Source organism: Oenococcus sp., from assembly GCF_047725585.1.
Taxonomy (GTDB): domain Bacteria; phylum Bacillota; class Bacilli; order Lactobacillales; family Lactobacillaceae; genus Oenococcus; species Oenococcus kitaharae_A.
Genome location: NZ_JBDNNF010000004.1, coordinates 47,108 through 66,751, shown reverse-complemented (window position 1 = coordinate 66,751; position 19,644 = coordinate 47,108). Strand labels below are relative to the sequence as shown.

Annotated in this window: 21 protein-coding genes and 3 tRNA genes; 10 read left to right on the top strand and 14 right to left on the bottom strand. The window is 40.1% G+C overall.

The window, feature by feature from the left end:
• Nucleotides 1-4 precede the first annotated feature (4 nt).
• The 5 genes from gyrB to dnaA all read right to left on the bottom strand — a co-directional run bounded on the left by gyrB (nucleotide 5) and on the right by dnaA (nucleotide 6,049).
• The gene (gene gyrB, locus ABF487_RS06235) at nucleotides 5-1,963 is read right to left on the bottom strand and encodes a DNA topoisomerase (ATP-hydrolyzing) subunit B (RefSeq protein ID WP_007744927.1); all 1,959 of its coding nucleotides are present in this window, start codon (nucleotides 1,961-1,963) and stop codon (nucleotides 5-7) included.
• On the bottom strand, nucleotides 1,956-3,077 hold the full coding sequence (gene recF / locus ABF487_RS06230; protein ID WP_263779318.1) for a DNA replication/repair protein RecF: 1,122 nt from the start codon (nucleotides 3,075-3,077) through the stop codon (nucleotides 1,956-1,958). Before recF ends, gyrB begins: the two co-directional genes overlap by 8 nt.
• The gene (gene yaaA / locus ABF487_RS06225; RefSeq protein ID WP_028291837.1) at nucleotides 3,064-3,285 is read right to left on the bottom strand and encodes a S4 domain-containing protein YaaA; all 222 of its coding nucleotides are present in this window, start codon (nucleotides 3,283-3,285) and stop codon (nucleotides 3,064-3,066) included. The genes recF and yaaA overlap by 14 nt, the downstream gene beginning before the upstream one ends.
• 127 nt (nucleotides 3,286-3,412) lie before the next feature.
• Nucleotides 3,413-4,540: a DNA polymerase III subunit beta gene (dnaN, locus tag ABF487_RS06220; RefSeq protein WP_007744924.1), complete on the bottom strand. Its 1,128-nt coding sequence runs from the start codon at nucleotides 4,538-4,540 to the stop codon at nucleotides 3,413-3,415.
• Between the two features lie 162 nt (nucleotides 4,541-4,702).
• On the bottom strand, nucleotides 4,703-6,049 hold the full coding sequence (gene dnaA, locus ABF487_RS06215; protein WP_007744923.1) for a chromosomal replication initiator protein DnaA: 1,347 nt from the start codon (nucleotides 6,047-6,049) through the stop codon (nucleotides 4,703-4,705).
• 449 nt (nucleotides 6,050-6,498) lie between these two features.
• Here dnaA and rpmH point away from each other — a divergent pair, with 449 nt between their 5' ends.
• Genes rpmH through lepB (ABF487_RS06190) form a run of 5 tightly spaced genes read left to right on the top strand, consistent with a single transcriptional unit; the run spans nucleotide 6,499 to nucleotide 9,114 of the window.
• Entirely contained in the window at nucleotides 6,499-6,633 is a 135-nt protein-coding gene (gene rpmH / locus ABF487_RS06210; protein ID WP_002819722.1) for a 50S ribosomal protein L34, read from the top strand.
• Nucleotides 6,634-6,663: 30 nt separating this feature from the next.
• The gene (gene rnpA / locus ABF487_RS06205; RefSeq protein ID WP_007744922.1) at nucleotides 6,664-7,023 is read left to right on the top strand and encodes a ribonuclease P protein component; all 360 of its coding nucleotides are present in this window, start codon (nucleotides 6,664-6,666) and stop codon (nucleotides 7,021-7,023) included.
• The gene (locus tag ABF487_RS06200; RefSeq protein ID WP_415634828.1) at nucleotides 7,013-7,873 is read left to right on the top strand and encodes a membrane protein insertase YidC; all 861 of its coding nucleotides are present in this window, start codon (nucleotides 7,013-7,015) and stop codon (nucleotides 7,871-7,873) included. Before rnpA ends, ABF487_RS06200 begins: the two co-directional genes overlap by 11 nt.
• Nucleotides 7,874-7,876: 3 nt before the next feature.
• A complete protein-coding gene (gene lepB / locus ABF487_RS06195) occupies nucleotides 7,877-8,497 on the top strand; it encodes a signal peptidase I (RefSeq protein WP_007744919.1) in 621 nt (206 codons plus the stop codon).
• On the top strand, nucleotides 8,494-9,114 hold the full coding sequence (lepB, locus tag ABF487_RS06190; protein WP_415634827.1) for a signal peptidase I: 621 nt from the start codon (nucleotides 8,494-8,496) through the stop codon (nucleotides 9,112-9,114). The genes lepB (ABF487_RS06195) and lepB (ABF487_RS06190) overlap by 4 nt, the downstream gene beginning before the upstream one ends.
• A 74-nt stretch (nucleotides 9,115-9,188) precedes the next feature.
• Here lepB (ABF487_RS06190) and ABF487_RS06185 read toward each other — a convergent pair whose 3' ends face one another.
• Both ABF487_RS06185 and ABF487_RS06180 read right to left on the bottom strand, forming a co-directional pair.
• Nucleotides 9,189-11,060, bottom strand: a complete 1,872-nt coding sequence (locus ABF487_RS06185; protein WP_007744915.1) for an FAD/NAD(P)-binding protein — start codon at nucleotides 11,058-11,060, stop codon at nucleotides 9,189-9,191.
• A gap of 59 nt (nucleotides 11,061-11,119) precedes the next feature.
• Nucleotides 11,120-12,010, bottom strand: a complete 891-nt coding sequence (locus tag ABF487_RS06180; protein ID WP_415634826.1) for an aldo/keto reductase — start codon at nucleotides 12,008-12,010, stop codon at nucleotides 11,120-11,122.
• A gap of 126 nt (nucleotides 12,011-12,136) precedes the next feature.
• Between ABF487_RS06180 and ABF487_RS06175 the strand changes: the two genes are divergently transcribed.
• Together ABF487_RS06175 and ABF487_RS06170 are read left to right on the top strand one after the other, a co-directional pair.
• A complete protein-coding gene (locus ABF487_RS06175; RefSeq protein ID WP_415634825.1) occupies nucleotides 12,137-12,775 on the top strand; it encodes a hypothetical protein in 639 nt (212 codons plus the stop codon).
• A 48-nt stretch (nucleotides 12,776-12,823) separates the two neighbouring features.
• Nucleotides 12,824-13,336 (top strand): phosphatidylglycerophosphatase A, encoded by a 513-nt coding sequence (locus tag ABF487_RS06170; protein ID WP_007744910.1) that lies wholly within the window; start codon nucleotides 12,824-12,826, stop codon nucleotides 13,334-13,336.
• Nucleotides 13,337-13,384: 48 nt separating this feature from the next.
• Here the strand turns inward: ABF487_RS06170 and ABF487_RS06165 are convergent.
• The 5 genes from ABF487_RS06165 to ABF487_RS06145 all read right to left on the bottom strand — a co-directional run bounded on the left by ABF487_RS06165 (nucleotide 13,385) and on the right by ABF487_RS06145 (nucleotide 15,863).
• Nucleotides 13,385-13,457 (bottom strand) — tRNA-Gln (locus ABF487_RS06165).
• Nucleotides 13,458-13,502: 45 nt separating this feature from the next.
• A tRNA-Tyr gene (locus ABF487_RS06160) sits at nucleotides 13,503-13,585 on the bottom strand.
• Between the two features lie 242 nt (nucleotides 13,586-13,827).
• Complete coding sequence (locus ABF487_RS06155) at nucleotides 13,828-14,640, bottom strand: Cof-type HAD-IIB family hydrolase (protein WP_007744908.1); 813 nt, start codon at nucleotides 14,638-14,640, stop codon at nucleotides 13,828-13,830.
• Between the two features lie 3 nt (nucleotides 14,641-14,643).
• A complete protein-coding gene (locus tag ABF487_RS06150) occupies nucleotides 14,644-15,012 on the bottom strand; it encodes a DUF1634 domain-containing protein (protein WP_007744906.1) in 369 nt (122 codons plus the stop codon).
• Entirely contained in the window at nucleotides 15,012-15,863 is an 852-nt protein-coding gene (locus tag ABF487_RS06145; protein ID WP_007744904.1) for a sulfite exporter TauE/SafE family protein, read from the bottom strand. The genes ABF487_RS06150 and ABF487_RS06145 overlap by 1 nt, the downstream gene beginning before the upstream one ends.
• 125 nt (nucleotides 15,864-15,988) lie before the next feature.
• On the opposite strand from ABF487_RS06145, the gene ABF487_RS06140 reads away from it, so the two are divergent.
• The 3 genes from ABF487_RS06140 to ABF487_RS06130 all read left to right on the top strand — a co-directional run bounded on the left by ABF487_RS06140 (nucleotide 15,989) and on the right by ABF487_RS06130 (nucleotide 17,254).
• A tRNA-Asn gene (locus tag ABF487_RS06140) sits at nucleotides 15,989-16,060 on the top strand.
• A 157-nt stretch (nucleotides 16,061-16,217) separates the two neighbouring features.
• Nucleotides 16,218-16,688, top strand: a complete 471-nt coding sequence (locus ABF487_RS06135; protein ID WP_007744903.1) for a DUF669 domain-containing protein — start codon at nucleotides 16,218-16,220, stop codon at nucleotides 16,686-16,688.
• 110 nt (nucleotides 16,689-16,798) lie between these two features.
• Entirely contained in the window at nucleotides 16,799-17,254 is a 456-nt protein-coding gene (locus tag ABF487_RS06130; RefSeq protein WP_007744902.1) for a hypothetical protein, read from the top strand.
• Nucleotides 17,255-17,262: 8 nt separating this feature from the next.
• On the opposite strand, the gene ABF487_RS06125 is transcribed toward ABF487_RS06130, so the two are convergent.
• Together ABF487_RS06125 and ABF487_RS06120 are read right to left on the bottom strand one after the other, a co-directional pair.
• Entirely contained in the window at nucleotides 17,263-18,423 is a 1,161-nt protein-coding gene (locus ABF487_RS06125; protein WP_007744901.1) for a hydroxymethylglutaryl-CoA synthase, read from the bottom strand.
• Nucleotides 18,424-18,425: 2 nt separating this feature from the next.
• Nucleotides 18,426-19,644: thiolase family protein (locus ABF487_RS06120; RefSeq protein WP_415634824.1), on the bottom strand; the 1,219-nt coding region annotated here is incomplete at its 5' end.

Genomic DNA, 19,644 nt, shown 5'->3' with positions numbered 1-19,644 from the left:
TTCCTCAAACATCCAAATCTTCAACAAATTGTGCATTATCTTCAATGAACTCACGTCTCGGTTCGACGCGATCACCCATCAGCATATCAAAAGTCGTATCAACCTCCGGCTGGTAGTCAGGACTAACTCGCAGCAGACGCCGATGCTTAGGATCCATAGTCGTATCCCAAAGCTGTTCGGCATCCATCTCACCAAGTCCCTTATAACGCTGGATTCTTGGTTTCGGACTAGCCGGCAATGTTGCAATGTAACGATCAAGTTCTTCATCTGAGTCCAGATATACACGCTGATCAGAATTTCCAATCGCGACACCATACAAAGGCGGCTGAGCGATGTAAATATAACCTGCATCAATTAATGGCCGCATATGCCTGAAAAATAGCGTCAAAAGAAGTGTCCGAATATGAGCACCATCGACATCGGCATCAGTCATAATAATGACCTTGTGGTAATGGGCTTTGCTGATATCAAATTCATCACCAAATCCAGTTCCCATCGCTGTAAATAGAGAACGAATCTCTTCGTTGGCCAGTACTTTATCTAGGGTCGCTTTTTCAACATTGAGAATTTTTCCCCTGATAGGCAGAATGGCCTGTGTTAAACGTGAACGGCCTTGTTTAGCAGAACCGCCGGCAGAATCACCCTCGACGATAAACAATTCAGAAATATCGGGATCTTTTGATGTGTTATCGGCTAGTTTACCGGCAAGCGCACTGATTTCCAGTCCTGACTTGCGTCGGGTCAAATCACGAGCTTTTTTAGCAGCTACTCGTGCTTTGGATGCAATAATACCCTTGTTGGCAATGGCGCGAGCCGTTTCTGGATTTTCCATCATAAAACGATTGAAAATTGTCGAAAATTGATGGTTGACTGCCTGTTGCGCATCGGTATTCCCCAACTTAGTTTTGGTCTGACCTTCAAATTGAGGGTCTGGATGCTTAATCGAAACAATCGCCGTAATGCCTTCGCGGACATCTTCGCCAGTCAAAGGATCATCGGAATCTTTCAATATGCCTTTTTTCTTAGCATAATCATTGATGATTCGTGTCAGCGCCATTTTAAAGCCGGTCTCATGAGTTCCGCCTTCGTGCGTATGGATATTATTCGTGAAGCTCATTAATGTCTCAGCAACGGCATCTGTATACTGTAAAGCAACTTCTACTTGGATACCATTTTCTTCACCTTCCACATAGACGGGTTCTGGGAATAGGGGCTGTTTATTTTTATTCAAAAATTTCACATATTCTGCGATACCGCCCTCGTACATGAAAGATTCTTTTTTCTCTGGTTCGACACGCCGATCTGTAATTGATAGACGCAGTCCTTTATTCAAAAAGGCCAATTCACGAATACGACTGGCTAAAGTATTGTAGTCAAAAGTTGTCGTCTCTCGAAAAATATCTGGATCCGGAGCAAAATGAACAATGGTGCCACGTTCTAAGCGCATTGGCTCATCCAAAAGTTTCATCTCCGTTTGAATATGGCCGCGCTGAAAATCCATATAATAAATTTTTCCGTCACGATAGACGCGTACGTCCATTTCTTTGGATAATGCATTAACAACCGAAGCACCAACTCCATGAAGACCGCCGGATACCTTGTAGTTTTTCGAATCAAATTTACCGCCCGCGTGCAAAATTGTGAAAACGGCTTCCATGGCTGGACGACCAGTTTTAGGCTGGATCTCAACAGGGACACCACGGCCGTCATCGGTCACAGTAATCGAATTGTCCTTCTCAATTGTTAGTGTGACATGATGTGCAAATCCGGCTAAAGCTTCATCAATCCCGTTATCAATGATTTCCCAGACCAGATGATGCAATCCAGAACTAGCAGTTGATCCTATGTACATTCCTGGACGTTTACGGACAGCTTCAAGACCTTCAAGAATTTGGATTGAAGATCCGCCGTAAGCATTATTATCATCAGGTGCTATTTGATTATTATTTTTTTCATCAATCATTAATAAGTACTCCATCCTTCACGTGATAAATTTTTGGATCTTTGATTAGTCCCTTGTCGATGTCAGAAAGACTTGCGGTGGTCAAAAAAGTTTGAACCTTATCCTGAATAAAATCTAATAGTTGTGTCTGCCTTTTGCCATCTAATTCAGAAAGTACATCGTCTAGCAACAAAATCGGATATTCACCGGTCTCAAATTTCATCATTTCAATTTCCGCTAATCGAATCGACAGCGCCGTCGTACGCTGCTGGCCTTGAGAAGCAAAGGAACCAACTTCTTTCCCGTTAATCAAAAATTTGAGGTCATCGTGATGAGGACCAACACTTGTCGATTTCAAGAAAAGTTCACGATTCCGATTTTTTAATAACTGTTTTTTAAAAATCTCACTAATTTCCTCTTGACTGGACTGTTCGTTGACTGTTGGAAAAGTAATGTAGCAAAGTTTCAATTCTTCGATTTTTGAGATCGCCAGATGAACTTCACGTGCGTAGGCTTCTAAAGTTTGGATTAAAGAAAAGCGTTGCAGAATGATAGCACTGCCAAACTTAATTAGTTGATCATCCAAAACACTTAAATAAGTTTCATCAAACTTAGGCGAGTTGGCCACCCATTTGATGTTTTTCAGATACGCGTTACGGTCCTTTAACGCGTTACGATATTGCAGCAGGTTAAACAAATAATTGCTGGACATTTGAGCAAATTCGCTATCGATAAATTTTCGTCGAACACCGGGAGAGCCTTTTACTAATTCCAAATCTTCAGGTGCAAACAAAACGGTATTCAAATTACCGATATAATCGGATAGCCGGTTTTCGGTAAGGTGGTTGACTAGAACTCTTTTTCCACCCTTCTCAATTCGGACTTCTAAAGGATAACGAGCTGTTCTGCTTTCAATCTCCCCGCTAATGACAGCCGACTTTGCTGACCAGTTAATTAAATCTCTGTCATTGCTATCACGATGAGATCTTCCCATGGATAAAAAATAAATTGCTTCTAATAAATTGGTTTTTCCTTGGGCATTATTACCGATTAAAACATTGATCGAATGTGAAAAAGCCACATTTAATTCTTTATAGTTTCGGAAATTAACAAGCCTAAGATTATTGAGAAACAATTTGGTACTCTCCAACCTGCTTAATGCTGATCATATCCCCGGGACGTAATTTCCTACCACGCCGGTTATCCGCTTCACCGTTTATAAAAAAAGAGCTTGGATTTTCTCTTAGAAAAAACTTTGCGCTGCCACCAGAATCAACTATATTCTCAATCTTCAATAATTGACCTAGCGTAATAAATTCGGTGTTGATCTGAACTTTTTTCAAATTTTCACCCCCAAGATTACCTTTTCCATTATAGCAAAAAAACGCCGTATTTTGCCGTTTGAGCAATTTTTTGACATTTTGGCGTTTTTAATCATAAAATGCTTTTTTTTGCTTAGATCGCAAAAAACTAGAAGGTTCTAACGGGTGTGATTAACTGTACCTTGTTATTGTCCGAAAAAGAGGCCGGCCTAATGACAAAAGGCCGCAAATTAGTCGTGAAAGAAAAATTGAGTTGCTCTTCAGCGATCGAGCTTAAAGCATCGCGAACAAAATCCGGATTAAAACTGATTTCCAGATCCTGGCCTATAAAATGATCAATTGACAATTCTTCAGAAACTTTTCCTACTTCGCTCTGCGCTGTACTGATGGTTAACTTGCCCTGCTTTATCGTAAATTTTGCGACCAAATTACCAGATTGGTGTGCCACTAAACTAACACGATCCAAGGATGAGGCCAACTGAGCGGCATCAATCACGAATCCTGTAGTTGATTCGCTTGGGATCAACCGGTCAGTATCCGGATACTGACCCTCGAGCAGGCGAGAATAAAAAGTTGTCTGACCTAAATCAACCAGCAGTTGTGATTGGTCAAATTGCAGATTTAACTGGTCAATACCTTCAAGTAGTGCTCTTAATTCAGTCAAAGTACGGCCGGGAACCACAACGTCAGCTGAGTTGGCAGATGATATTTGTGTAATTCTTTGAGAGAGCCTGTGCGAGTCTGTCGAGACCGCCTTGAGCTGTTCGTTATCAATTATGAAATGGATACCGGTTAGCAGTGGCCGAGAGTCTTGAATCGACACTGATCGAATTGTCTCGCCGATAATATCAATGAGTTGTTTAGAAGAGAGACTAATGGAATCTAAGTCGTCAATACGTGGTAATTGCGGATAGTTGTCTGCTGACTGGCCGGAAACCATAAATTCCGACTTACCGGCAACAATTTTAATTTGGGAGCCTTCTGTCGTGATATCAACGCGGTCTCCAGAAAGTCTCTTTATGATATTCGTAAAGAAATTGGCATTGGCCACTATTTCGCCTTTTTCTGCAATTACAAGATTTTCTTGTTTTTCCGGCGTATTTGATAACACTGTTTTAATAGAGATCTCCGAATTTGACCCGATCAAAGTTAGATCACTATCGGTGACTGAAATTTTGATTCCAGTCAAAATAGGAATCATGACTTTGCCTGAAATGGCACGGCTGACAATGTTTAATTTATTAACTAATTCGCTTCGTTTAACAGAGAATTTCATCGCTCATCCTAATAATAAATTTGTTAATAGTAATAATAAGGGCTGTGGATATTGTGGAAAAGCCGTCTCATTACTTGTTCGGCAGGGATAAACCTGGTGGAAACATTTCTGGAAAACCAAACGTTTTATCCACAACTGTCTATACTCTTATGATACGTATTTTTATGATTTTTCTTTGATTTTTGTCGACAGAGTTTCAATTCTCTGCTTCATACTGTAGTCAGTTTCGATCAGATCGGCAATTTTTTCCGTGCCATGCATCACCGTTGTGTGATCGCGCCCGCCAAAGGCTTGACCGATTTTGGGCAGCGAGGTATCGGTTAGCGTTCTTATTAAGTACATAGCAACTTGTCTAGGAAGCACGATATCTGAATTTCGTTTTTTCCCAAGCAAATCAGACAAGCCAACCCCATAATCTTCAGCAACAATTCTTTGAATATCTGAAACAGTTATTACTTTCTGCCTGCTGATGTTGAGATGTTCGAGAATTTTTTGAGCATTGGCAACATTGATGGGTCGACCGGCTCTAGCCATTAAAGTTAAGGTATTGAAGGCTCCTTCTAATTCCCGAACGTTCGTATCTATTTGTTCTGCGATCAGGGTCAGGGTCTGATTATCAATCTGCATGCCAGCTTCTTCGGACTTGTTTTTTAGAATCGCCAGGCGAGTTGGAAAATCGGGTTTTTGAATATCATAGGCCACACCTTGCATGAACCTGGAAACAAGCCGTGCATTAAGGCCAGGGATATCTTTGGGAAGAACATCGGAAGTCATAACAATTTGTTTTTGAGCTTTTGTGATTTTGTTAAATATATTAAAGAACTCTTCTTGAAAACGATCCTTCCCCTGCAGCATCTGGATATCGTCAACAAGGAGCAAATCGACATTTTCATACGTATCTGTAAATTCACTGGTAGATTTTTTACTGATCGCATTGACCCAATCATTCATAAAATCATCAGTCGTAATGTAGCGCACGATCGCATTGGGCTGTACCTCTTTTAGACGGTTTCCGATCGCCTCCATCAAATGCGTTTTTCCCAAACCTGAGGATCCATATATAAGTAAAGGGTTATATTGCCGGCCTGGCTGCTCTGAGACTGCCATTGCGGCACTTGTTGCCAGTTCATTAGCGTCTCCGACTACCCATGTATCAAAAGTGAAAGCGGGATTGAGCTGGTAGTCGTTCGTTTGAAAATTGGACGAGGTTTGATTTGAATTGTTAACTGGATTGACAACGACCTTGACAACTTTTAAGTCAGGCTTAAAAAAATCATGAGCAACATCATAGGCATATTCCATAAACTTCGCTGTGTAGTTGCCATTGTCCCAAGCCTGCATGACTAGATCGCTTGGGACTTGCAGAGATACGGTACGATTTGCTAGGTCAACGCTGGCTGCTCTAACTGGCCGAATCCAGTTCTCATAGGCTGTTTCACCCATGTTATCAGCGAAGCGATCTTGGACACTCTTCCAAAAATTATTCAAATCAAAGTAATCATCATTCATAATATTTTCCGACTAGACTAATTAAACGGGAACTCTCTGTTATTTTCAACAGTATGTGCAAACAACTTTCCGAGATATTTACAGTCTGTTAACTAATTTATCCCCAAGTCTGTGGGTATTTTTAACCCTTTCCACTTTTTTAATACTTTTCCACAAGGCACTTTCTCATGAAAATGCCGATCTTTCCACAAATTAACCACTTATCCACAGAATACACAAGAAAATGTCCATTATTTGTTCACAAGCTGTGGAAATGTAGTTAATTAGTGGAAAACCCCTGATTTAGGCGCTTTTAACTTTAAACTTTCTTAATAATTCCACACCACATTCCGTGGTATTGTGGACAAGTAAATTTCTTTTAAAAGCTTGCGCCAGTTGAGTTTACGTATGCTTTTGTGGTACTATATTTCAGTAACTTTGCCCCGGTTGGGCATATATTGGAGTAGAACATGAAAAGAACTTATCAACCTAAAAAGAGGCACTTGCAACGTGTCCATGGATTCCGTAAACGAATGAGCACCGCAAATGGTCGTAAGGTACTTGCGCGTCGTCGTGCTAAGGGCCGTAAGGTGTTAGCAGCTTAATTCAGTCGCGTATGCGACTTTTTTTGTAAAATGAGTACAAAAAAAATTTTTAGAATAAAGAAGGCTAGCGATTTTGCAAAAGTTTTTGCAAAGCATCAATCTTTTGCAAACCGCTATTTTGTTGTATACAGTGAGCAGCAACCAGAAAATCTTCATCTTAACCATTGGCGCATTGGTCTGTCTGTTTCAAAAAAAATCGGTAAAGCTCATGAACGCGTCTGGGTTAAGCGCCGTATTAGTGAATCTTTTAACAATCTATCTCAAATGATAGCTGATGATTTGGATATCGTCGTTGTTGCGCGACCAGCCGTTTCTGGGCAAGCACAGACGGTAATCCAAGATCAAATCAAACACGTATTGGATTTAGCAGGCATATTACATGATAAATAAAATAGAGAATTTTTTAAAAAAAGTTGGTTGGCCATCAATTGTTCTTGCGGTACTTTCTTTGATTGCAATCATTGCCCTTGCTTTGATTCCTAATTCAGATCAGACAAACTATCACGGTATCTTGGGTTCGATAACTGGTTTTTTCGCTAATTCGATCTTTGGTGCTGCAAGTTTATTTACCAACTCGTATGGCTTTGGCATTATTGCTTTTACAGTTTTGATCCGTTTTCTGATTTTACCCTTAATGGTCTATTCGATTTCTTCCTCAAAGAAAATGTCTAAGGTCACACCAAAGATTAAGAAAGTCCAGGAAAAATATAAAGGGAAACGTGATCGTGATTCCATGATGAATATGCAGGCGGAGACGTCGGCAGTCTATAAGGAAGCTGGTGTTAATCCCTATGCTTCCATGCTGCCCTTGCTGATTCAATTGCCTGTACTTTGGGCTTTGTTTCAAGCGATTAACTCGACACCAGCATTAAAAAGCGGATCATTTTATTGGTTACAGCTGGGAAATACAGATCCATACTTTATTCTCCCGGTTCTCGCTGCCTTGTTTACGTTCACCAGTTCTTGGATGAGTACGGTATCTCTTGGAAAAGATCAGCCAGGATTTGCTAAAGTCATGCCTTATATATTTCCATTTATTATCTTTTTCTCTTCGCTTGCTGTACCTTCAGCACTATCTCTCTACTGGGTTGCAACCAATGCATTTCAAGCTGTTCAGACTTTCTTCTTCCAAAATCCCTTCAAAGTTCGCGCGGAGGAAAAGGCCAAAGTGCAAGCAGAAATTGAAAGAAAACGGGTCATTACCAAAACATTGCGTAAAGTACACAAACGAAGGAGATAAAAAATGGCAAAACTTAGAGTTCTTTTTTCTTGGATTGTCCCAATTATCGTAGGTTTGCTGGCCGCCTGGCTCATTCAAATATTTATTTTAGTACCGGTAACCGTCAATGGTGATTCCATGTTAAACAACCTTACTAACGGTGAACGCATTTGGGTCTTGAAAATGGCGCGGATTCGACGCGGATCAGTCGTTGTTTTTGATGCTCGTAAAGAAGATCCGGGCATTCAATCTGGTGAAAAGGACTATGTTAAGCGTGTTATCGGATTACCTGGCGATCGAATTGAAGCTAAGAATGGCAATATTTATGTCAATGGCAAACAAATATCTCAAAGTTATATTTCTTTTTATAATAGGACGAGCGGTACTGGGAATTGGACTTTGACGTCTTTATCTTCAGGCGATTCGCCTTTCGTTTCCGGCAGCTCGCATTGGGCCGATGGAAAGGCAACGACGGTTCCTGCTGGTAATTATTTTGTTCTTGGGGATAATCGTGCAAGATCAGAAGATGGCCGATATTTTGGATTTGTGAGTCAAGCACACATGCTTGGTGTTGCTAAAGTCTTTCCTTGGAGTAGTAATCATACTCAAATTAATGATGTTTGGAAGAACTTTTTTACCAAATGAATAAACATGTCAAATATTTCTTGAAGATTTGGTTATTTCCCGCATTCGCTGGTATCGCGTTTGCGGTTTTTCTTAGGGCTAATTATTTTTCTTTTATCAGAATTTCCGGACAGTCCATGTCGCCGAATTTAGTTAATAACCAAGTTGTTTTATTGAGAAAAAATCAAAATGTTTCACGTGGAACGGTTGTTGTCTTTAATACAAATGCTAGGCAGAGGTCAGATACAGGTACAACGATGGCAGTTTTGAGAGTTATAGGACTGCCAGGAGATCATATCGTTTTTCGGAAAAATAAGCTGCAAGTTAATGGCAAAACGGTTAATCAGCGATTTATTAGCAAACAACAACAGCAAGCTACCAGCATGTCAATTGATAGCGGCTGGTCCTTAAATTCTTTATCTCTTAATCGGAACTGGCCAAGATCCCAACAAAATATTCTAAAAGTTAAAAAAAATACGTATTTTGTTTTAGCAGATAATCGAAGTATGCCCACAGATAGTCGAAAGTACGGTCTAATAAAAAAATCACAGATTCAAGGATCGGTACAATACTATTCGTGGAATCAGCGAACACGTATGCGCCGTATTAATTCGTGGTCTCGCCATTTTTTTGAATAGGTTTCACGTGAAACAAAAAAACGCCCTATCCTGATCTGTACCCAAAAAGTCGGAAACAATTTTAGGAGTACAGGTCATTTGGACGTTTTTTTAATGGTCTGAATAATTTCTTCAGAAATGATGGCAGCCTCATGGAAAATAATCGTATTCACACCACGACGGGGTAAAACGGTGGTGAACCAGCTGATGCTCTCATGAGGAATACCTGCAGAGTATAAATTGGGTAGGATTTGTCCAAATTCATCAATTAATTGGAAAGTATTGGGATTGATTTGAGCAGCATCTAAAATCAAATGGCCTTGCTTATCATGATAGGATGTTTCGTGGAACCAGCCTAAGTTAATCAGCTCCTTTCTGAGATCTTGCTCAGATAAGGACACACTCACCTGAGGCAACCTAGCATCTATGAAGCTTGAGGCTGAGACTCTCTCTGATAAGGCAGTCTTTGCGATATAAGAATTTTCTCTAGGGTTATTCTCAACCTTGAGATCTGGGCCAAGTAAGTGCACGATATTGGCTTTTAAAAGTGCTTTTAGTTGTTTGATTCTGATCAAAGGCGGTCCAACACTAATAACCGTGCTGATGTGATTAAAAATTGTCAGGAATTTTTTTAAATCTTGAGTCTGAAAACGGTCCTGGTTGATCAGGTCGCGGATTGTTTCGCGAATATCTCTTAAAATATCGAATGCTGAGGCAAAGATGGCATTCTTGTTACCTTCAGAAGCGTCCTCAATATCATTAGCTAAGTATCTTTCATACCAAGTTGTTAAATCATCTTTGCTCTTGACTTGGTGAATGGCATCAATAATTTCATTCCAATGCCAAATTTGTTCCTCGGGAATTTGAAAATTATGTGCAATGACCTCAAAATCTTTACTTTCGCTATTTCTAAGCCTTTCCAAAAACCGATGAGTTTTTTTATGAAAGAGATTTCGATAGGCTATTGCCTTGGTAAGATTTTCGTAATGTTTGAACTGCAGCTCTTTGTCGAACAATGAGAAGAAATCTGAATAAGTGATATGACCATTTTCATCTTCTAATTTTTTTAAATTAGCAGTTGTGAAAAATTGTGCAGCATATTGTTCGCTTTCTGACTTTTGATTTAAGGCGCGAGCATGGAGCAGATTGCCACTACGAGAACCAGCATATATTGTCGGCTCTTTTCCGCTAGGATGGTACCGGAGTTCTTGGCTTTTATCTTCAACAAAATGGCCGCCTCGACCTTCCGTTAACAGAGCCAGATAATCAAAAAAGGAAAGGCCAAGCCCTCTGATAATAACGTTTTGCTTACCAGGAATTTGGCTCAGATCTATTTCTGCAGGGTGGCCGGGTGCAATATACCGGAGATTGTAACGTTTGGCGAACTCAGAAAAGCTTTTTTCTTCATCTGTTAGTCGATTGTTGCCAAAGCCTAGGCCCATAAAGATAAAATCAAAATCTTCAAAGCTATTTGCAAAGCTCAATCGATATTGGTCGTTATGTTTTGCAATTTTTTTAATTTCTGTCTTCTGATAGACAAGAGAGGAATTATTTTCTAACTGTTCTTTGATGTCATTGAAAAACCACTGTTGGTATAGACCAGCAAGTCCGCGAACCGCATAACTGTTTTCATTCAAATTCAGTTTGTCCAAGTAGCGGATACCTTGTGGTGTATTTTTCAAAAATTCAACAGCGTCTTCTTTAATCCAATGGTAAAAATTAGGTCCTTGTCTGGTGGGACCTGGGTGGTAAATGGAATCATCAGCAAAAAAGCTTACCTGGCTGACAACAGTATTCATCAGCAGGATGTTATTGGCCTTAATTGAAGGATCCCAGACTCGCCCGCCTATTTCGTAGGGATCAAAGAGTTTGATATCAATTTTTATTTGTTCTTTTGCAGCTCGAACTACTAACCGATCTGCTACGGCCAAACCTCTTGGGCCAGCACCAATAATCGCAATTTTCATATACCTTCAATTATATTAAAAAGCTGTAACATAATTTGCTACAGCTTATCTTTTTGCTATTATTCCAAAAAAGGGACTATCTTTTGGAAATCATGTAAACGTGGTTCTGTATGCTGCTGGCCTTGGCCGTCCATCTGATCCAAAAGTCGATGATCATCAGAATCCAACTGAAAATCAAACACTTGAGTATTATTTTTAATAAAATCCTGGCGTGTTGATTTCGGCAGGGGTAGGTAACCTTTTTCTAAATTCCATCTAATTAAGATTTGAGCCAGAGATACATTGTGTTTGTTGGCAATTTTTTTGAGATCGGGGCGCGAAAGCAGCTGACCTGTTCCTAGTGGTGAATAAGCTTCAGTTAAAATTTTATGATCTTGATTATATTTGATTAAGTTTTTCTCTTGATCGCCAGGATTTAAGAAAATTTGGTTGACCATTGGTGTGATTTCGGCTGTTTTTAGTAATTCGTTGATATGTGTTTCTCTAAAATTAGAGACACCAATTGCGCGTGTTCCGCCGTCTCGATAAATTTTTTCCATTGCTCGCCAAGAGTTGTCATTGAGGCTTTGCCAGTGATCGCGATATTCAATTGGTTCCGGCCAATGAATCAGATAGAGATCGACATAATCCAGCCCCAAGCGTGAAAGAGAATCACCAAATGCTTGTAATGTATGTTCATAGCTATCTCTTTGATAATTCCATAATTTAGTTGTGATAAACAAATCATCGCGTTTAATGCCTGAATCGCGAATGGCTTTTCCAACTGATTCCTCGTTGCCATACACAGCTGCGGTATCAATGTGTCGATAACCCGCTTCTAAGGCCCATTTTACGGCATTGTATGCTTCTGCACCATTATTGGATTGCCAAGTACCAAAACCAACTACTGGAATTTTAATGCCGTTTTTTAATGAATATGTATCTGTTAATGTCTTTGCACTTATTTGCATATAAAGTCCCCCATATGACAGAAAAAAGATTTAACGTTCCAGCAAACCTGAAGTTCAAAGAGAGCTTCTATACATGATTATAGAAGAGCAGGTAGAATATAGGAAGAGCCCAGAAAGGGCTGATAAATGACGGATAAGTTTTTAACAATTAAATTGATTGTTTTTCCAATCGTTTTAGCTCTTTTAATTGTTCAATTCAATTTTAGCAAGCTTAACTTCTGGTCTTCAATTGCAGCTGTTTTCGCTGTGATTATTATTACAATGATCTATTCGTTTTTTAGTCAGCTGCCAACTGAAAAAACGGCTATTATTATCTATTCCTTGATTTTGGGCTATATCATTCCTGCAGCCTTAATTTTTTTAAATTCAAACAATAATTTAACGCTGAGCAGCTATGTTTTGGTTTTCTTAGCCTGTTTTCCTGCCGTTGTTAGTATTTTTAATGTTCTTTTGTCTCATAGAATTATCATGCACAACAGTCCGGCAAATGCTGAGGAGGTTGAGTCTTTGAGGCGGGATTTGATTATGTTTTCTACTGCTTATGTTATTTCATTTTTTGCCGTGGCCGGAGCGGTTCTGTTTGCCTTCCTACCATGGACAACGCTGCTGCTAGTCGCTGCTTTGCCTCCTGTGTTCAACAACGTTATTAAATTTATTTCTCGTCCATTCATACTCGCAACCGCTAATCTCGCGATGAGAAATTATTGGATGATGGCAATTGCTATGCTGCTAGGATTAACTTTCGGTATTTTGATACGCCGTTGAATTAATCAAAATTGGCTTGTAATTAAAAATCTATATTTGGAGGTAGGTATGTCTGAACACGTAAATTATGAAAATACAGTTGCAAAATTAAAAGAACGGCACGTTGACTTGGATGATATTGCCGAGATAGCTTATCATTTCCAGTTGCGTTATCTACCGGGACTGACCAAGCAGATTGCGATGCAATCTGTCCAACGCGTACTAGAGAAAAGAGAAGTACAGCATGTTGTGTGGGTTGCTTTGGAGCTTGATCGTTTGACAGAAGAAAATCTCATTAATGAGCCCTTGCGCGATGTCATTAAGGAAGATTTTGGCCTGTTTGGCGTTGATGAATTACTAGGCAATGCAATTGCAACTTCGTTTGGCTCAATTGGATTTACAGGGTATGGTTATGTTGATAACATCAAACCTGGTATTATCGGTAAACTAGATAAAATTGGTAAAACGACCAAGGGTGTCACAACAACTTTTATTGATGATGTCATTGGTGGGATTGCGGCAGCAGCCGGGTCGCGTTTGGCTCAGAAGTATCCTAAGGGATTTGTGGATGATGCACAATAAAATATTAGGATAATAAAAAAAGACCTCCAACAGGTCTTTTTTTATTTCTTGCCCCAGCTGGACTCGAACCAGCGCATGACGGTACCAAAAACCGTTGCCTTACCGACTTGGCTATGGGGCATTTGTTGGTAATAAATTTGTGACAAGCAAGCGAACTTATTACCGATGGGAGCGGTAGGATTCGAACCTACGAACTCGTAAGAGGGCGGATTTACAGTCCGCAGCGTTTAACCACTTCGCTACACTCCCAAACGCTTTGACTAAATTATTCTAAGGGAAAACCACACGAATATCAAGTATTTCTTGAAAAAGTTCAAACAAAAACCCGGGCCACCTAACTAAATTTGCCCGGGTTCTCTCAACAGCTCTCGCCGCTTTTCCTTTAAGCGGCGAAGCCGTTAAGAAGTTCAGATTTATTTGAATTCAAAACGGATCGCCCCCTTTCCTAGATGTGTTTATATTATTACTCGGATAGATTTGTTTGTCAATATTTAAGATTTTGCAAGCGCAAATTTTCTAATGGCCAGTGCAACACCCGCTTCATCATTGCTTTTGGTCGTAAAATCAGCCTGATTTTTAATTGCATCATCGGCGTTGCCCATTGCAATTGCATAATGGGCTTGGCTGAACATGGATAGGTCGTTTTGCTGGTCACCAATTGCCATCGTTTGTGTGTTTTCGATACCCAGGTGATGAGACAGCATATGTAGCGCATTTCCTTTAGAAGCTTTTTTTGACATGAATTCCAAGTTATACCAAGCACCGCGTACGACGTTAAAATTGCGTGATATCTCCGTTGGAACAAGTTTGATGATGCGATCCAACTCATCTTTACTGCCGTTAATCATTGGTTTGATAAACTCTATTTGTTCTGGCATTTTTTTGTGTATCTGTAAATCAGCGTTTATCAGATAATTTTCCATTTGAGCTTCTTTAGGAATTTTATTGGCTATGGTGTGAGACCCATCTAAAGACTCCACTTGAAAGTATGCCTGCTGCTGGTCAGCAAAAGCCTGCAGCTGCTCATAATCTTGATAAGTGATTTGATTTTTTTCAAGCAATTTTCCTGAAGTTGTCTGAACGACTCCGCCATTAAATGCAATTACAAATTGATCATCTGCAATCGGGACGCCAATAATTTTTAGCCATGGCATAATACCGGATAGGGGACGACCGGAAGCAATCACAATTTTAGATCCTTGAGACATTGCTTCCTGAATAGCTTTGATATTGTCTTTGGGGACGGTTTGCCCACTGGATAATAAAGTACCGTCGACATCGATTGTGATTAGTCTAACTGCCATATCTTATCCCCGGAGTCCAATAAAGGCTGCGAATAATAGAATAATAAATACCAAGGTTGTAATACCTACATAGAGAAAGTCTTTAGCAGCTAAAAAAGCAAAAATGGAGGCAAAGACACGAATAGTTGGCGTCAAAATGAGTATAAAAATACCCATCATCAGCCAAGCTGCTGCTTTTCCACTTATCAGGCCTGCGATTAGGGGACCTAAATCTGTAGGAATATTTTTTCCGTAACCGGTATTTCCGTGAAGCAGCAGCAGAATAACGCCAACACTCATCACGATAACAGCAAAAAAAACGCCTACACGCAGAATCCAGCCGATGCCATTTTCTATTTTTCTCTCGTTTGTTATTTCTTGTTTATCTGCCATTAGTATAAATTAATCCCGAAAGCCTTAATAATCAATTGGATACCGGCGATCAGAACCACCGGAATGAATATAGTTCGAAGCAATTTATTTGGTAAGTGCGGCATGATTCTAGATCCCAAAGTAGAGCCGAAAATAATCCCGATGGCAATTGGTGCAACAATCAAGGGCTGCAAAGTACCATTAAAAAAGTAAATGACCGCTGATGCTGCAGCTGTTACACCCATCATAAAGTTAGAGGTAGCACTAGAAGGCTTTAATGGCATCTGCATCACACTGTCCATAGCAAACACTTTAAAACCACCAGAGCCGATTCCTAATAGTCCAGAGGCAAAACCAGCACCGAACATAATCAGAGCACCTAAAGGCACCCTTTGGATATGATAGGATACGTTTTTTTGTTCCAATTTATTGTAGTAACTGGAGTCTAATTTGAGTTTGGCGGCTATCTTGTCGTCCTTTGATGCGAGCTCATCCGCTTTTTTATTATGAATTTTCTGCCACATAGCGTAACCTTGGTAGACGAGCAATAAACCGAAAAAAGCATTCAGCCATGCGGGCTGAAAAATACCGACAAGAACGGCTCCGATTAATGCACCGATGGTTGTAAAAATCTCTAGAAACATCGCCACACGCACATTTAATAAATCATCTCTTAAATATGCTACCGATGCACCGGAAGAGGTACCGATAACTGCAATGATTGAAGCGGCGATAGCATAATGAATAGGTAAATTAAAAGCAAGTACTAAAATCGGTGTGACAATCATGCCGCCGCCTAACCCTAATATCGAACCAAAAATACCAGCCAGGACACCAATCAAAATGTAAGTAATTAAGAGGCTAAGACTCATATTTACTATATTAGCGGTATTAGTTCCTTTTTACACATAGTCTTGGGATAAATGCCGTATTTCTCATTTGCTGATTAAAAAAGGCTTGCTTTATAGCAAACATGTCTTTATAATGAATAGAATATTGTCTAGTAGTTCAGTGGTAGAACGCCACACTGTTAATGTGGATGTCGCTGGTTCGAACCCAGCCTGGACAGTTTGAGGAGCTAAAGCTCTTTTTTTATTTCCTAAATGCGGCCCCCTTCTTGTTTTCTTAACCATGGATTTCCGTGATTGAGACATGTTCGATTTTATTCGTCATTTTTCTGATTTAACTCTTTAAATACGTATCAAGAGTTATAGGAGGAATTTATAATGAATTTTTTGAAAACAGATTATGACCATTTGCCTGAAGGAGGCGGTTACGATGCATTGCCTACCGGTAATTATGAGGTTGTTATCAAAGATATTAATGAAAAAGAAGCGGCAACCGGTAATGCGGGTATTGCCTTTCAGTTAGAGGTGCGTCACGGCATTGGAAACGAAGCAGGTCTAGTTAATGCCAACGGCAAATTTGCAGGTCGCGTTTTCTTTACAACGGTGTGGAATTCAGAAAGAAATCCTGAGTATCGTTTTACAACTCTTAATGCGATCGCTGTCGCCGCCGGGGCTTCTAATAAGCGTATTTATGAAACTTTTGAAGATTTTAAAAAAGAGCTGATTAATAAACCTGTTCGTGTGGCTGTTACGCATGATGTGTCAACTTTTCAAGGCGAAGATCGTGTTCAAGAGACCGTCGCACCTTGGGATTGGGAACCAACGCAAATTGTTTTGGAAAATGTCTAAACCGCTTAGAATCGGGAATGTGTTCCCGATTTTTTTTGTATGGCAAAGGCAGGCAGAAATCTGATTGATAAGTTTGGGAATTGAAAATAAAAATGTGTAAAATAGACTAAGTGACCGAGAGAAATTATACAATCAAAGAACTTGCAGATGAATTTGGAAAATCTAAACAAGCTATTCGAAACGCCATTACCAAAGGTGGTTTGTCGGTAAGTAACCGGAAAAAGACCGGTAAGTTAACGGTACTTGAATATAGCGAGAAAACACATTCTTTTCTAGCTAAGAAATATGGTGAAGATAAAGATAGTACAATTGTTGACAAATCCGGCCAGAATACTAAACAAGAAAAAGCTGCTGATAATGACTTGGCAAGCGGCCTGGCCCTTAACGCTTTAATTAAACAACTTGAAGAAGTTAATAAGCAGTTGACTATTAAGGATGAACAGATAAAAGATTTACACACACTGCTGGACCAATCTCAAAAATTGCAATTAAGTGAAAAAAAGAAGCCACTCTTAGAAGATGGTGCAGAAAAAAAAGAAGGCTTTTTCAGCCGTCTCTTCAAATGAGGCGCTATCTATTGACCGTAAATTCTTTTGTGACCATGAATTCCTAATAATTTAAATGGTGCTTTAGACATTGCTGTCACTTGAAAATCACTGCCGTCCTCAGGTAGCGAGGCTTGAAAAGCACGTTCGTACTCTGCTATAGACAATTTTTTTCTATTTCCGATAAGGCGATCGTTATCTATTTTAGACAGCCTGCCTTCAAAACCTGCTTCAATAGTTAGAGTGAAAAATTCCGCGACTGCACCGGATCCGTAGCTGAAGGCAGCAATTTTGTCGCCAGTTTTCAGTTGTTGATCAAATTGCAATAATGAAATCAGACTAAGGTACAGAGAAGCTGTATAAATATTCCCGACTTTTTGATTGAGATGGATTGCTTGCGAAAAGGCTTGCGAGAGTCGTTTTGACGAGCCGCTTTTATCGGTTTCTAATGCCAGATTCAATGCCTTAAAAGCTAATTTAGCATAGGGCAGGTGGAAGAGCATCGCTGAAAAATAACTCAAATCCAGATGGTGTTTTTGCATGTAGGCCTTAAAAACAATCTGAAAAAATTTTAAATACTGTTCTTGTGAATAGTGGCCGTCTGCGAGCGCTTCTTTAGCATAGTTCGGCCGCCAAAAGTCCATGATCTGCTCACTATGAATTTCGCTTTGACCGTCTAAGCTGACAATTTTAGGATCTGTACTAATAAGCATCGCCACTGCGCCTGCACCTTGTGTGACTTCGCCAGGTGTGTTGAGGCCGTAACGTGCAATATCAGAGGCGATGATAAGTGCTTTTTTGGATGGATGGTTTGTAATGTAATCCAGTGCACTGGTCAAAGCCGCGGTTGCCCCGTAACAAGCCTCTTTGATCTCATAGACACGAGCTTGAGAACTGATGTGGAGTAATTCTTGCACATATAACGCTGCCGCTTTTGATTGATCGATGCCTGATTCGGTTGCTAAAATTAATAAGCCAATCTCGTCTTTATCTGTTTTACTTAAGATTTGATCTGCTGCATTGGCTGCCATTGTGACTGTATCTTGGTCTAATGGTGCGACAGACATTTCTTTTTGCATCAACCCGATCAGATATTTGTTCGGATCAACCCCTCTTGCGTGGGCTAAATCGACTAAATCGAGATAATATTCTGGCGTATAGTAAGCGATTTTATCAATGCCAATTTTCATATTTAATCCACCTCTATTTCCATTGCCATACCCATACCACCGCCGACGCAAAGCATTGCAAGGCCTCTTTTTAACCCGCGATTCCTCAATGCGTGAATCAGGCTAACAACAATTCGAGCGCCCGATGCTCCTAAGGGATGGCCCAAAGCCAATGATCCACCATTGACGTTTATTTTCTCTGCGGGGATGTGAAGAATTTCAGCATCAACTAAAACTTGTGCTGCGAAAGCCTCGTTGATCTCAAATAAATCGTAATCGGCAATTGTTCTTGCTTGTTTTTTTAATAATTTCTGCGTTGCCTCGACTGGCCCGTATCCAAAGAATTCGGATTGGACACCAGCTTCACTTGCTGTATTCAAATAAGCAATAATAGGCCAGTCTTGTTTTTCTGCAAAAGATTCCTTAGTGAGCAGCAGCAATGCTGCGCCATCATTCAACGGTGCAGCATTGCCGGCTGTAATTCGTCCTGATATTTTAAAAACACTTTTTAGTTGTGCTAATTTCTCTAGCGTACTGTCAGGTCTGATTGATTGATCCTCTTTAATATTTTGATTTTGGACTTGGATAGGCACAATTTCATTTAAAAAACGTCCTTGTAGAGTGGCTTGATAGGCTTTTTGATGCGATCGGTAAGCCCAACGATCCTGAGATTCTCGTGTAATTTGATATTTTTCAGCCAATGATTCTGTTTCCAGACCCATAGCTTTGTTATTAAAGGGGTCAACCAGACCATCAACAAATAAGCTGTCTTGGAGATTGCTTTCCGTCAATTGTTCATCTTTTTTGATAAAACGGACTGTGTTGGTCATACTTTCTGAACCGCCTGCCAAGACGACTCGGCTGTCGTCTAACCGGAGGGTATCGCTAGCTAATTTAATTGCTTTCATGCCGGATGCACAGAGCTGGTTGACTGTAAAGGCAGTGGCGGAGTTGGAGAGACCGCTTCTTAATGCCGTCTGACGAGCAGGATTCTGTCCACTGCCTGTTTGATAAACGTTGCCTAGAATCACTTGGTCGACAAGTTGTGGGTCAATATGTGTCTCTTGAAAAATGTTTTGATTGACCAAAGTAGCTAAATCGACCGCGGAAAGTGAATGGAATTGTCCTTCGTATTTACCGATGGCACTTCTTTTTGCGCTGATGACAGCAATTCGATCATTTTGCATACTTACCATTATAAAATGCCGATTGTCTTCCCGCTTAAAGGCTGGTGTATTTAAT

What these genes read in the sequence shown, in the direction of transcription:
- gyrB (WP_007744927.1), bottom strand. Translation starts at nt 1,963, where the DNA reads ATGATTGATGAAAAAAATAATAATCAAATAGCACCTGATGATAATAAT.
- dnaN (WP_007744924.1), bottom strand. Translation starts at nt 4,540, where the DNA reads ATGAAATTCTCTGTTAAACGAAGCGAATTAGTTAATAAATTAAACATT.
- dnaA (WP_007744923.1), bottom strand. Translation starts at nt 6,049, where the DNA reads ATGAATGATGATTACTTTGATTTGAATAATTTTTGGAAGAGTGTCCAA.
- rpmH (WP_002819722.1), top strand. Translation starts at nt 6,499, where the DNA reads ATGAAAAGAACTTATCAACCTAAAAAGAGGCACTTGCAACGTGTCCAT.
- rnpA (WP_007744922.1), top strand. Translation starts at nt 6,664, where the DNA reads ATGAGTACAAAAAAAATTTTTAGAATAAAGAAGGCTAGCGATTTTGCA.
- ABF487_RS06200 (WP_415634828.1), top strand. Translation starts at nt 7,013, where the DNA reads ATGATAAATAAAATAGAGAATTTTTTAAAAAAAGTTGGTTGGCCATCA.
- lepB (WP_007744919.1), top strand. Translation starts at nt 7,877, where the DNA reads ATGGCAAAACTTAGAGTTCTTTTTTCTTGGATTGTCCCAATTATCGTA.
- lepB (WP_415634827.1), top strand. Translation starts at nt 8,494, where the DNA reads ATGAATAAACATGTCAAATATTTCTTGAAGATTTGGTTATTTCCCGCA.
- ABF487_RS06185 (WP_007744915.1), bottom strand. Translation starts at nt 11,060, where the DNA reads ATGAAAATTGCGATTATTGGTGCTGGCCCAAGAGGTTTGGCCGTAGCA.
- ABF487_RS06180 (WP_415634826.1), bottom strand. Translation starts at nt 12,010, where the DNA reads ATGCAAATAAGTGCAAAGACATTAACAGATACATATTCATTAAAAAAC.
- ABF487_RS06175 (WP_415634825.1), top strand. Translation starts at nt 12,137, where the DNA reads ATGACGGATAAGTTTTTAACAATTAAATTGATTGTTTTTCCAATCGTT.
- ABF487_RS06170 (WP_007744910.1), top strand. Translation starts at nt 12,824, where the DNA reads ATGTCTGAACACGTAAATTATGAAAATACAGTTGCAAAATTAAAAGAA.
- ABF487_RS06155 (WP_007744908.1), bottom strand. Translation starts at nt 14,640, where the DNA reads ATGGCAGTTAGACTAATCACAATCGATGTCGACGGTACTTTATTATCC.
- ABF487_RS06150 (WP_007744906.1), bottom strand. Translation starts at nt 15,012, where the DNA reads ATGGCAGATAAACAAGAAATAACAAACGAGAGAAAAATAGAAAATGGC.
- ABF487_RS06145 (WP_007744904.1), bottom strand. Translation starts at nt 15,863, where the DNA reads ATGAGTCTTAGCCTCTTAATTACTTACATTTTGATTGGTGTCCTGGCT.
- ABF487_RS06135 (WP_007744903.1), top strand. Translation starts at nt 16,218, where the DNA reads ATGAATTTTTTGAAAACAGATTATGACCATTTGCCTGAAGGAGGCGGT.
- ABF487_RS06125 (WP_007744901.1), bottom strand. Translation starts at nt 18,423, where the DNA reads ATGAAAATTGGCATTGATAAAATCGCTTACTATACGCCAGAATATTAT.